General features: G+C 46.2%; 13 protein-coding genes and 2 pseudogenes. 2 read left to right on the plus strand and 13 right to left on the minus strand.

Annotated features, from left to right (window positions below; all coding sequences use genetic code 11):
* Window positions 1–1,293: 1,293 nt before the first annotated feature.
* From IEY39_RS27880 to IEY39_RS27930, 13 genes and pseudogenes are all read right to left on the minus strand, one after another.
* Window positions 1,294–1,581: a hypothetical protein gene (locus tag IEY39_RS27880; RefSeq protein ID WP_188937856.1), complete on the minus strand. Its 288-nt coding sequence runs from the start codon at window positions 1,579–1,581 to the stop codon at window positions 1,294–1,296.
* A gap of 93 nt (window positions 1,582–1,674) precedes the next feature.
* The gene (locus tag IEY39_RS27885; RefSeq protein ID WP_188937857.1) at window positions 1,675–4,866 is read right to left on the minus strand and encodes an NAD(P)/FAD-dependent oxidoreductase; all 3,192 of its coding nucleotides are present in this window, start codon (window positions 4,864–4,866) and stop codon (window positions 1,675–1,677) included.
* A 285-nt stretch (window positions 4,867–5,151) separates the two neighbouring features.
* Window positions 5,152–5,505: a helix-turn-helix domain-containing protein gene (locus IEY39_RS27890; protein WP_188937858.1), complete on the minus strand. Its 354-nt coding sequence runs from the start codon at window positions 5,503–5,505 to the stop codon at window positions 5,152–5,154.
* 313 nt (window positions 5,506–5,818) lie between these two features.
* Window positions 5,819–6,202, minus strand: a complete 384-nt coding sequence (locus tag IEY39_RS27895) for a hypothetical protein (protein WP_188937859.1) — start codon at window positions 6,200–6,202, stop codon at window positions 5,819–5,821.
* Window positions 6,203–6,222: 20 nt separating this feature from the next.
* The gene (locus tag IEY39_RS27900) at window positions 6,223–6,522 is read right to left on the minus strand and encodes a hypothetical protein (protein ID WP_229689118.1); all 300 of its coding nucleotides are present in this window, start codon (window positions 6,520–6,522) and stop codon (window positions 6,223–6,225) included.
* Window positions 6,498–6,740, minus strand: coding sequence for a hypothetical protein (locus tag IEY39_RS27905; protein ID WP_188937862.1), 243 nt, complete (start codon window positions 6,738–6,740; stop codon window positions 6,498–6,500). Before IEY39_RS27905 ends, IEY39_RS27900 begins: the two co-directional genes overlap by 25 nt.
* Window positions 6,741–6,878: 138 nt before the next feature.
* Entirely contained in the window at window positions 6,879–7,319 is a 441-nt protein-coding gene (locus tag IEY39_RS27910) for a glycoside hydrolase family 2 protein (RefSeq protein ID WP_229689119.1), read from the minus strand.
* A gap of 36 nt (window positions 7,320–7,355) precedes the next feature.
* Window positions 7,356–7,535: pseudogene (locus IEY39_RS29970) on the minus strand (hypothetical protein); the annotation flags it as partial.
* A 112-nt stretch (window positions 7,536–7,647) separates the two neighbouring features.
* A pseudogene (locus tag IEY39_RS29975) lies at window positions 7,648–7,944 on the minus strand (glycosyl hydrolase 2 galactose-binding domain-containing protein); the annotation flags it as partial.
* On the minus strand, window positions 7,920–8,117 hold the full coding sequence (locus IEY39_RS29980; protein WP_229689120.1) for a hypothetical protein: 198 nt from the start codon (window positions 8,115–8,117) through the stop codon (window positions 7,920–7,922). The pseudogene IEY39_RS29975 and the gene IEY39_RS29980, both read right to left, overlap by 25 nt.
* A gap of 164 nt (window positions 8,118–8,281) precedes the next feature.
* A complete protein-coding gene (locus tag IEY39_RS27920) occupies window positions 8,282–9,562 on the minus strand; it encodes a condensation domain-containing protein (protein ID WP_188937863.1) in 1,281 nt (426 codons plus the stop codon).
* 15 nt (window positions 9,563–9,577) lie between these two features.
* Window positions 9,578–9,856, minus strand: coding sequence for a hypothetical protein (locus IEY39_RS27925; protein ID WP_188937864.1), 279 nt, complete (start codon window positions 9,854–9,856; stop codon window positions 9,578–9,580).
* A gap of 49 nt (window positions 9,857–9,905) precedes the next feature.
* On the minus strand, window positions 9,906–11,579 hold the full coding sequence (locus tag IEY39_RS27930; protein ID WP_188937865.1) for a non-ribosomal peptide synthetase: 1,674 nt from the start codon (window positions 11,577–11,579) through the stop codon (window positions 9,906–9,908).
* A gap of 134 nt (window positions 11,580–11,713) precedes the next feature.
* Between IEY39_RS27930 and IEY39_RS29985 the strand changes: the two genes are divergently transcribed.
* Window positions 11,714–11,851 carry a hypothetical protein gene (locus IEY39_RS29985; RefSeq protein ID WP_229689121.1) on the plus strand — a complete coding sequence of 46 codons (138 nt, stop codon included), beginning with the start codon at window positions 11,714–11,716 and terminating at the stop codon, window positions 11,849–11,851.
* A gap of 87 nt (window positions 11,852–11,938) precedes the next feature.
* The gene (locus tag IEY39_RS29990; protein WP_229689122.1) at window positions 11,939–12,592 is read left to right on the plus strand and encodes a glycoside hydrolase family 172 protein; all 654 of its coding nucleotides are present in this window, start codon (window positions 11,939–11,941) and stop codon (window positions 12,590–12,592) included.
* Window positions 12,593–12,651: the final 59 nt, after the last annotated feature.

Consider the following 12,651-nt stretch of genomic DNA (forward strand, 5'->3'; position numbering starts at 1 on the left):
TCTGCAGTTCACTTTATTTAAGATCATCTACCCTTTTCCGAACTTCCTGCCGGAATCACCATCCTATATTGAAGCGGCAAAAAATCATCAGCCTTTGAATACATGGCCCATTGCTTATTCGAAATTCCTACTTGTATTTCATTTTATGTCCCATTCCCCCCTGCTGCTAGTATTATTTCAATACCTTTTTCTTGAACTCAATATCCTGCTTTTCCTGTTTACTGTGTCCAAAGTATTTAAGTTAAAGAGAAAGGCAACCAACTTATTGTTTATTCTCAACGTATGCAATCCGGTCGTTTTACATATTTCGAACTTTATATCGAGTGATTCGTTGTTCGTGGGTCTAAGTCTATGTTGGTTTTCGCTATTAGTCCGGATGGTGTGTGAGCCTCGAAAGACCACTTTTTGCCTACATGTACTGGTCCTGATGTTGGCATTTTCACTTCGCTACTTTGCCCTTTACTATCCACTAATAAGCATAGCGACAATTATGTTCTTAAAAATGAAAGCTATTGCTAAGGTAGCTTGCATCGCTTTGATTCTAGTCTGCATTTCAGGATATATTTTTATCACCGTCAAAAAATATCAAAAATATACGAATACCACTCAATTATCGTCATTTGGAGGTTGGCAGCTTGCAGCAAATGCTCTATACGGTTACGCTCATTCGAGACTAGATTCATTGAATCAGGTACCACCTAAATTTCGACCGTTACACAAAGTTGTGAACGAACATATGGTGTGGTTGAACACCTTCAAGGAAAGACCGGATTCATATGTAAGCGTTTATTACCAATGGAACGATCATGCTCCGCTAAAGTACTATATGTCATTATGTTATTCAAGAGACAGCATTACAGGAGGTTTCCAACGGTATGCTGTAATGGGTAAATTGTACGGAAGTTATGGATATTGGCTCATCCGCAGGCACCCTATAAATTATTTGCATTACTTCGCGGTTCCCAATTTCATTGCCTATTATGCTCCGGACATCGAATTTATGGGGTTTTACAATATGGGTCTTGACACAGTTTCTTATATTACCATGAAATGGTTTGACCTGAAAACTAACAGAGTTTATAATCGGCTGCATTCAAAAACCATATGGGAAATCCATCCCTATACCATATTATTCCCTATAATAAATGTTATTTTCATTAGCAGCCTTATTTTTATCCTATCCGGGAAACTTATGCGAGAAAATCCGTCCGCACATCAAATTGTACGATTGACAATAACAGTTTGGAGTATTACCATACTTTTTGGATCGCTGTCAGCATACGTACTTTTGCGCTATGAAATCTTTCCTTTCATAATTACGCTGACGTTTTCCATCGTCACGCTTACTCTTTTGTTAAATGAATTAAAGACAGATAACCCAAAACGATCTTTTACAGTCTGATTTAACGGGAGGAGGTCAGCTAAACTCGGCTGAATGATACAACCCCTTTGCTCCACTTTCATTACAAATGCTTCCTCACCTTTACGGGTTGTTCCGCCCCCCTGCATCGGTACTCTGTTAGCAGCATCCAGGCAGCTGAGCTTGCGGGTCATGACCTCCAACGCGATCTTAGCTTTCATCCCCGGCGAGAAAGCCGGCTTGATCCTGGGAATTTGAGCTCCCTGTATGGCATGGTTTATCGGTTTAACGACAACCATTTTTGACAACCTATGTCAGTACATAACATTAACGCCTTTTGAGAAGGGAGTGTTCACTCCCTCCATCTTTTGCTTCACCTGTGCTTTCATTTGTTGCACCATCCAGTCGATAACGAGTACTGCGAAAACAGTGGTCAGGATGACTGGAAATGCCTGGAAGCGAAGAGCAGCGGGAGATGCGAAGATCGCAAACCCTGCATTAAGCAACCAGATTGTAGCCGCGATTGCCATGAGCTTTGGGAAAGGGCTCTTGTCCCTATAGCCGCTGAGCAACAAATAACAAAGCAAGCCGCAGAAGAACAGCACATTGACGATACCCGTGAGTATAGGATAAAACGATAGGATATATACTCTGCTATCTTCAAATCGTGATTTTATTTTTTGAGCCCGATATCCAAACCAGGTCTGGGCATTCTTGTCGACATAGTCTTCTCCCCCATTATAATATTCCAAGTATTCAACAGGTGGGGCATAATAGTTTGATGCGTTCGGCCACAAAAAGTATCGAAGATAATGGATAGGATATGTTCGGATAAGGTAGCCACTATAGCTGGTGTAAAATGGCCCCATTGATGCCCATTTTCTTAGGGTATCCGCCGAAGTATCTCCGGCGAACCGACGCTGCATATATCGCTGTAAGGGCATACCTCGCGCCCACATATAAAACGAACTGGATGCAAGCACTCCATCGGGTAGTCGTGAGGTAGCATAAAAGCGGCGGATCATGTTGTCTATCGACTCGAACTGCCTGGGGGCTTTGTTGTGATCGGCGCTGTCAACGAACCGATAGGCTACCAAGGCATTGCCGGCCATTTGCCAACCGCTGAAGGGGCTGAATTGCCATGTGCCGGTTAGTTGTTTGTATCTATTTCCTGTGTATAAAATAAACAATGAGCAAAGCAGGACCGACAAACAAAGCCCCAATATTTTTTTTCGAATGGATAATTGGGATAGGCCAAACGCTACTGCTGAGAGCAGTGGATAGATTAGCGCGTTATAACGGACGGTGAATGCATAGGATAATATGAGCGCATGTAGCACGATTATTCTTGTTGAAGGGCGGTTAATTATCCATATTATTAAAGAGAACCACGTACAGCTAAGGGCCAGGAATAAAGCGTCGCTAGACACCAGATTTGCAAGGTGCAAAAACAGGGGGTTCAGAACGATGAATGCTAATAAGAGCCGTTGGATTGATTTTCCTGGCTTATAAAAGTAGAATATAGTAAATAGGAGAAATAAGGCGCTGCATTGGATCAAGAGGTATTGAAAGGTGACCAGTGCCGTATCGGAATTGGAAAAGACGCTAAACAGGCGAAGGAACCGAGGATATCCTATGGGCAAAGTATCGATATCCTTGTTATCACGGGCCATGTCAAGGTATATGAACGAATCGCCATGAATAAAGCTTGGAAAAGGGTACCAATATTTAAAAAGACTGAACTGGATGATGATGGCTATTGCGGCTAGCCAGAGGTAAAGTTTGTTTTGCTTATTTTCGAATAGAAATGTTCTAAAGGACAAATCGGGTGTTACCTGCTCGATCCCTGATGTCGATCTTTGTTTTATCAAATCGGCTCTCTGTGTTTCTCGTTGCAATTGATCTTCTGGGGTTGATTTCTCCTCATGATAATTCTGTTCAGTGTTTATCTCCCATATATTCGCCTTTTCCGTCACCCCTGCGATGATATTATCTACCGCGACCATCGCTGTCAACATCGAATGATCGGAATTATTGTATTTATGCATCCCGTTGCGGCCCACAAGGAAAAGGTTCTCAAAGCCATCTACGAATTGCCGCACTTCGTCGAATCTATTGTACGTGCCAAAATAGGCGGGATAAGTTTTTTCCATTCGCAGTACCGTACTATCCAGGACGTCGCTTACCCTGGCTAACCCCATTTTGTCCAGTTCCTTGATCGCGAGGCTACTAATGGCCTCATCCGGTTGCAACCAGAAATCGTCCGCCTTATTGCAGAAATATTCCATCCCTACCCATACCGTATCGGGATCCTTAACCATAAACGGGCTCCAGTTGTTGAAGATCTGCAGTCGGCCTACTTTTACGTCCTTTTCCTGGATATAGATCCAGGTATCGGGCAAGATGTGACTCTTGTTCTCATTCTCTCTTTTTCCTGGAGGGGACATTTTTTTCAGGAGAACCCCCACGGTAATAAAATCGCGGTATTGTAAGCCCCTTGCCACCTCCTGTACACTAGCTGGTGCCACATCATCCATTCCAGCAATCAATTCTTGTACCGGCATGGTTGAAAAGAAATAGTCGCCATCATAAGAATCCGTCTCTTGGGTTTGGGTATTAAAGGCGTCAACGCCTACCACTTGATTAACTTTTGAAATGAGGTTTTTTACTTCCGTGTGAAACAGAATTGAGCCTCCTTTCTCAGTTATTTGTCTTGCGACTTCTTCCCACAACTGTCCGGGTCCGAATTTGGGATAGAGGAATCTTTCAATAAGGCTAGTTTCCGTATCCTTTTGGCTTACATCGCCTGGTTTTTTCTTGTGCCAAAATGAATTTGCCGCGTGGGCGAGAGCCTTTCCTATCGAAATGCCCTTTATCCGTTGCGCTCCCCATTCTGCTGAGATTTGGCTACAGGGTACACCCCATACCTTTTCCGTGTAATCCTTGAAAAACAAGCTATATAACTTGTTACCGAAGCGGTTGATGAAGAAATCTTCGAGGCTTTTTTCGGGTTTTCTTGGAAAAAGCCTTCTGCATATATAGGAAGCCAGAATCCCTGCGGTGCGAGCTACCCCTAGCTTTTTAAGCGTATCCAAGGATAATTGGATCGGATAGGTAAAGAATTTGCGAAGAAAATAAATGCGGGAAATGCGCCTTCGAACGAGCATTATTTTGTCTGATTGTTCTGTGCCATCGATCGTTGAAGAGGGTCCAGTTGGTTTGATCGTTCGCGATTTTTGTTGGTAAGTCACTGTGAATTGCTTTTCCTCCATCGGCTGAATTGGCATAATACTTAGCCACCAGTCCATGACGCGGTCTGACTTTGAAAAAAAGCGATGACCGCCGATATCGATGCGGTTCCCTTTATAGTTGACAGTTTTCGATATGCCGCCGATGTCTCCTGATTTCTCAAGGATTACTGGAATTATGTCTGTTCGTTTGAGCAGTTCGTAGGCAGCGGAAAGTCCTGCCGGGCCTGCGCCTATGATGATGGCTTTTTTGGGCATAGCAAAATGGTTTAATCAATGGGTTGATTATAATTATTGCCAACACTTAACAGGAATTTGGGAACAGAGCCCGTCGAAAAAATCGATGATTATGAAGAGATGAAAAACGAATCAGGAAAAAAACGCATAAACACTGGTCGGTGGTAGTTTTGACTCGACATGTCGATAAGGGTTATGTTAGACGCTGTACGCAAGATACTATGCCCAAAGCGGCCTTAGCAAAATTTGATGGTTTACTTAAAGCATGAAGAGGTTTACTATCGGCAGAGAAAGTGTACAATAATCTTACGGTCTTATTTCTTCGCGAGCCTGGTGCAGCCGGCGATAAGCGGCCGGAGTCAATTGAAAGATGGATTTGAAGGTTTTGTTAAAACTTCGTTGTTTCTTATAACCACTGTTGAGAGCTATAGCTTTTATGGAGTCATCTGAGTCCAAGAGCCTCCGCGCTGCCTTCTCCATGCGTTGACGAATGATATAGGCATGAACCGTAGATTGTACCTGATCATGAAAGCCGGCCTGCAATTTTTCACGATTAATGGTGAATCGGCGGCAGATGTCAATAATTGGGTGGTCTTCATAAAGGTGCTGGTCAAGAAATTCCCGGATCTCGCGGATCAGTTGTGCATCTTTTCGCTTCATAAATAAAGGTGAAGGTTAAGCCACTAACCCAGAGCAACCATTAGGCTGGAAAAATAGGGATAACCCCTGCGTTTGCCTCGCAGGGAAACGATTAAATCAGAAAGCCCATCGGCGCCGTATTATTGCTGACAATGGCGATCTTGTAAATGGAATCGATCCACATCATCGCTAATTGAAACCTAAGGGCAGCGAGCGGAATGGAATGATGGGAGCCATAATGAGTTGGTGCAGGGGGTGGAACAGCATGTGACGAATGTATTTACGAGGAGGGCGGTTAGGTCCACCTAGAATAGGGGCGTCGTATGTTTGATCGTCAGTTGGCCGGCGACGCGTGCTCGCGGATATTCTCTTCAAAGCGCCGCCGCTCAATTTCGCGGCGATTGGCGCCATCGAACTGGATATATTCTTTTGTTTTTGGAACGTAATTATTCCAGTCCTGGTTGTTGAGATAATAAACCGTCTCGGTGCGGAGGAGTATTTCATTGCCAGGGGTGCCATAGGGCTTCACCTTGTCGGCAATAGCCGACCAATCGGGATGCCCCTGGGTATTGACGCAGGGTTCGATTTCCCCTTTGTAAATACTATTCATTAGCGCCACGGTATAGGGCCGGTCGCCGAGGACTTTGCGGAAGGCATCGGCATTCTCCGTCATCAGTTGGAAACCCGCATCGGTGGTGGATTTCGTGAATTGCGCCACCGCCCGGATATCGTCTTGGCTCAGGGGCAGGGAAAGGGATGCAATATATTCTCCGCCAGCCAGCCGGGCTTATCCCCTACTTGCGAGGCCATCATCATCAGCCGTCGGAGGAAGGTTGGCTGGTGCTCGCCGTCGATGTATTGCTGGAGCAATTGGCTATAGACCATGCCCGGATCGGTGAGGTCTGCATTCTGGATGGTCATGTCGAGGAGGGTGCTCATATCCGGGTTCAGCGCAGCATGGATGCGGCGCATTTGCTCGCACGGGATCTTGATCACTTGCCGATCGTAGGTCATCAGACCGTTTTGTTCTCCTTCCACATCGAAGGTTGGGCATAAATGGAGCCACTGAGACCCTCACGTTGCAGCAGTTGGAGATGCTGGTTCATGATCGTGTATTTGATTGGCAGGGTAGCGGGCTTCTCGGTGATATAACCCCAGGCACTGGCGCTGTTCGATTGGTGATCGGGGATGAAGACAACGATGCCGCCAAATTCGCCCAACACCTGCGCCTTACCCGGCTGCTTGATCAGCATCATCGAGTTGGGATAGCTATGTACATCAGTGATGTCCGCCGCCACATAAGCATTGGGGGAAGGACTGCGCAGTTGCTCGTTGACGTATAGAATCTCGCCGGTGTGACCGTTGATGATGCGGCTGGGATCGATGGAGCGGATCTATTTTGTCAGCCGCTTTTGATCGAACTGCCCCCATTTCTCGTTGAACAACACCCAACAGACGATAGAGGGAGCATTGTGCAATTGATGGAGGATCTCCGCTGATTTTTTTTCAAACTCTGCCTTGGCGCCCTCCGGCAATCCCTGATTGGGATTGACCATATCCTGCCAAACCAACATGCCTAGTCGATCGGCATGGTAATACCAGCGGGCCGGCTCTACCTTGATGTGTTTGTTGATGGTATTTAAGCCCATTGGCTTGATGGCCTTGATGTCGAAGGCCAATGCCTCATCGGTGGGTGCGGTGTACAGCCCGTCGGGCCAGAAGCCCTGATCCAGCACGCCGAGATTGAAACAGGGTTTGTTGTTGAGGAAGATGCGGTCGATACCCTTTTGGTCCTTGCCGATGCTGATCTTGCGCATCCCGAAATAGCTCTTCACCTCGTCGATGACTTTGCCGCCTTTCTTTAGGCGGATGGTCGGATCGTAAAGGAAGGGATCGGCGGGAGATGAAAGGTGAGGGGTTTTGACGGGGAGGACTAAGCTGCCTTGAGAGTTGCCTTGGGCCGTAGCTACAGGGGGCGCCGTTGGAGGAATCGGTGAGTTCGATGGTGTAGCCGACAGGGGCCGAGATAGTGGTGTGGAGGGTTTGGTTATTGATGTCGGGCGTCAGTTGTATATCCTGGATGTGGACGGCGGGCACGGGCTCCAGCCATACGGTTTGCCAGATGCCCGAGGTGGCGGTATAATAGATATCGTGGGGGTTGAGCACCTGCTTGCCGTGCAGACCGATGCCCTGGTCGGTGGGGTCGAATACTTTTACGAGGAGCTCGTTGTCGCCCTGCTTCAATGCTCCGGTGATGTCGAATGTAAAGGCCGTGTAGCCGCCGGTGTGGGTGCCCACTTGGTGACCGTTGACAAATATGGTAGTCTGCCAGTCCACGGCGCCAAAATGCAAGAACAGTTGTTCACCGGGCTTTAGGTCAGGGCGGGTAAAGGTGCGATGGTACCAAAGGTTTTGGATGGGCAGCAGGGGCTTTTTTACGCTAGAGAGGGCGGATTCCAGGGGGTAGGGATCTGGATCTGGCCATCGTACTGTTTTGGCGCCGGGGCATCCTTTGCGACGACGGCATAATCCCAGAGGCCATTGAGGTTGATCCAGGTGGGGCGAGTCATCTGTGGGCAGGGATACTCCAACAGGGCGTTGTCGCTAAAAAAGAAGGTATACACAGGCGGCAAGCAGAAGAGACTTCTTCACGGTAGTTTTTATTTAGAGACGTCTAAGTTAGTGAAATCTTTCATCGAGTTCTGCCCCCCTATTCGGATTTGGAGAAGGCGATCCGCGACAACAGAATGACCGTCCAGGACGCTGCAAGACAATATGACGTCGACGGTGCTCTAGCTCATTCCATTAATTTGTTGAGTGTCAATAGGAATTTTTCTTCCATGTGATCACTTTGGATGGGCCAGGTGGAAGCATCCCATCTTATAAGAATAGATAACCTTTCTTTAGTTTGGCAAGCGCTTATTTCAAAGCGTGTTTTCCAAACGTTTTGCCCTGTCGATGGTTGACTGTCAAGTCGTTCTGCAAAAAGATCGTTGGGAAAGATCAACGGATCATTGTCTATGACTAAATTGCATGCAAGAAGCGAGTTCGCTTTAGAAAACCCCTGTTTACCAGCTTCTGTAGCCATAAATTCCGATAAGGATGGATAGTCGAATTGCCGATGGACCATTGCATCTGTAATCTGATTTCGTACTCTATGTAAAAATTGTAATGCTGGTTCATTTGGTTTAATCGAAAAGCGTACGTGTAGAGGCATGACCAAATTAGCAATAATATCCTGTTCTTCCAATAGAATTCTGTTTGAGACCGGGATATTTAGTATTATGTCCTCCAGATCTCTTGCCCGTGCTAATAAAAGCAGCTCAGTGGCCGCCAGAAGGTGGAATATGGAGCTTTTATTTGTGCGACAAAAATTGATTAGCAGTTGAAATGCCTCGCCGGTAAGTTGATGACAATATACACTGGCAGTTGTCGTAGATATCTCAATATTAGGATCTAAATTTAAGGGAGCGCCTTTTAACTGCTGTTCCCAATATAACAGGTTGTTTTTCTCCAGGTTGCGTTGACTCACTTCCTTTGCTATATATCTGAAGAGCGCCTGTGAAGGAGCCACAGATGATAGACAGCCATTGATGGCATTTTGATAAGAGTTAACTAAAGCTCGCTCAAAAAGATCAAGCGAAATTCCGTCGGCGGCAATGTGGTCTACGCAAAGACTCAATAGATGTTCTCCGTTCACAGAAATAATCGTCGCCGTCACCGGCGGTTCATTTCTTAAGTCCAACACTTTTCGTCCCTCCTCTGTTACGATGCTTTGCGCATAAGCCAGGCACTTTCCAGGAACCTTCCCCTGTACCTCTATCGCCGAAATGTTGGGTCCCAGATCTGGAAAGCATTGGTACCACCCGGCCTTATTTTGAACCAACTTAAGTCTTAGAGAAGGATGTAATGCAACTGTATGCCTGATTGCCGCGGCAAAGAGGGAATGATCGAAATTTTTATTAAATCGATAGAGCCTTTGCGTGGGGGTAGCATATTTAGGTGCATTTTGGAAACGATGCACCATGAATCTTTGACCGCATGTAAGACAAAAGTCCTTTTTGATTATTTCTTCCATAAATATGGCAGATAATCACAAATCTATTTTTTTTACTATAATATCGGGTTCCATCTTGTTCTGCAATTCAGAAACTAAATTTACCATTGCGGTTAGATCGGTGCTATTTATTTCCAATTGTCCAGAAGCTTCCAGCTTGTTATTTACTTTTGTAGCAATTAATTCCGCTAGTTCGTCTAGTTTTTCAAGTCGATGTAATTTTATCTCATTTATCGATTCACTTTCTGTCATGACCTTTTGATACACCTTTTGTGAAATTAGATCGGCTAATGCTTCGATTTCTTCAAGATTCATAAAAAGTAATTTTATGGGTATTAATTTTTTTGAATTGTAGAGATTCTTATTACAATTTGACATTTATCAAGATATGTATTTGTTTCGATAAAGACCCGGCGGTTGGATAATCGAACAAACTCCCCATGTCTAAGTCGATGGCGTAGTGATCAGCGGCCCATGCCGCTATTTCAACCGTGCCTAAGGAATGTCCTCCTAACAAAAAGTAATCATCCTCCGGCCCTATATTCTCCTGGCCCAATATCTCCCGAAATTTGTTTAGCACGGATTCTTCAATAGATAAATCATTTTCGAGCTCAGCCAACATTGATGATAGCCTTGGCAAATCAATTTTACCACTCGCAGTTATTGGGATTTCCTCTAGTATAAGATATCTTATAGGGATCATAACAGAGGGTAGGAAATCTTGGAGATATCGTTTTATTTCTTCCGCATTTGGCTTGCGATCCGTATAAGAGACTACAGCAATTAATTCATCATGCCTAGTTTGTTTGTGGCAAAAAATGGTTGAGGACTTCACATCGGGAAACCTGTTCAAATGAAAGATGATCTCTTCAGGTTCAATTCGATTGCCTAGGATTTTGATCTGGTTATCTATTCTCCCCCGAAGCTCGATATTGCCCTCGGAATTCACGCAAGCAAGATCCCCCGTGCGATACCAGATGCTGTCTCCGAAAGTATAGTCATTTAAATTTAGAAAACCTTTTTGTGTTAGATCTGGCCTTAGCCAATAGCCATTGGCTAGTCCGCTTCCACTAATGAAAAGTTCCCCATCTTCTAGCGGATTCGCTATGGATAAATCGGGTCGCCTTATACTTGTGTTAACATGTGCTATGGGTTGTCCAATGGGGACAATCGAATTTGCAAATTGTTTTGGAATTTTATATACGCAGCAACCAACCGTTGCTTCCGTCGGGCCATAATGATTTAGTATGGCCAGATCTTCATTGTCCCGCCGGGCATCCGAGATTAAGCCAGGGGAGAGTTTTTCACCCCCAAAAATCAACAGTTTTGTGTGACATCCCAATTGAGCACGCTGATCTCTGTCTAAGAAACCGAATAAGGATGGAGTTATTTTAACGTAACTATAGGGGCCATCGTTTGTGATGCTGGATAAGAGATTTGACGCCAGAGAACGTCCTCCGGCAATTGGGGGAAGTACTATGATCTTGTCTCCACTTAATAACGGCGGAAATATGTTTGTAAGGGCATGGTCGAATGAGATGCTCGTAAAAAGTGGCACACCTATCCCCGTAAACGGTAGTTCTGTTATCGCCCAATGAACATAATTTTCGAGTGCACTATGACTTACTTCTACTCCCTTGGGTTTTCCTGTAGAACCTGAAGTATATATTATGTAAGCAGAGGGAGGGGCCTTTAACTCCGTCGTTAGGAATTCTTCGTCAAATTCGCGTAGGATTAGCGAAGCCTGACAATCTTGCAATATGGTTTCTATTCGGGATGTGGGATTGTCCGGGTCGATAGGCACAAATGTTGCCTCAGCAGCCATAACCCCCAAAATGGCGACGATCATTTCGAACGACCGGGGTAGAACAATGGCGACCCGGTCTCCGGAACCGATGCCTTTGTTTCGAAGAGTAGCAGCAAAGGTATCTACCTTCTGCATCAACTCTTCATACGTCATCTGACTATTCTCATATTGAAGGACAATGGAGTCCTTCTTTAACTCTGCGATTTTGCGGATGTTACTGATGATTGACATTTATGGCAACTATTCGAAGTGCCTAAATTAGATGATGTGCATGCAACTAATTTGCGGGAGAAATGTAGACACATCTACTTTGATAAGAAGTTCAAGCAGAAATAGTTACCTTAGAAAAAATAAATCTTCTCCCAATGCAACGATTCCTCCTGCCACTACTGCTGACCCTTGCCGGGCCGCTTTTCGCCCAATCCCCCTTCAACGGCGTCGAATCCAATCTTTCTAATTTATTCCGCCTCTCGCCGGCCCGAAGCCGGAGCATCAGCCCGTAAAATTTCAACGGCGCAAAAGGCGGCGGCGGGAAAGCTACCACGGGCACAGGGGCTGGACCGGCACATGAGCTCGGCCAGGGCTGGAAGGTGAGTCCAAGCGTGGTCATCAAGGCCGGCCAGACCTTTACCATCGCCGATATAGAAGGCCCCGGCTCCATCCAGCATATCTGGATGACGCCTACGGGCAACTGGCGCTATTCCATTATCCGCTTCTATTGGGATGATGAGGCGACGCCGTCCGTGGAGGTGCCGGTGGGCGATTTCTTTGGCATGGGATGGGGGCAGTATGCGCCTTTGCAGCCCCTGGCTATCTGTGTCAACCCCGGCAGCGCCTTCAACTGCTACTGGCCTATGCCCTTCCGCAAGAAATGCCGAATCACTATGGAGAACATAGATACCCACGACATGACCCTCTATTTCCAGGTGGACTACTTGGAGACGGAAATCCCCAAAGACGCGGCCTATTTCCACGCCCAGTTTCGCCGCACCAACCCGCTGCCGTATAAACAGAATTATGTCCTCGTTGACAGCATCCAGAGCAAGGGCCAATACGTCGGCACCTTCCTCGCCATAGGCGTCCACAACAACGGCTGGTGGGGCGAAGGGGAGATAAAATTCTATATGGATGGCGACACCGACTTCCCCACCATTTGCGGCACGGGCACCGAAGACTATTTCTGCGGCAGCTCGGCCTCTACCGCTGGCAAATCACCGACCCCAGCCGCTTCGAGAAAGGTCTAAAGGTAACCATCCAAGGCCTCGGCTGGCGCCAGGATGGGCGCTACATGCCCCTGCAGGAC

Source organism: Puia dinghuensis (assembly GCF_014642875.1).
Lineage (GTDB): Bacteria > Bacteroidota > Bacteroidia > Chitinophagales > Chitinophagaceae > Puia > Puia dinghuensis.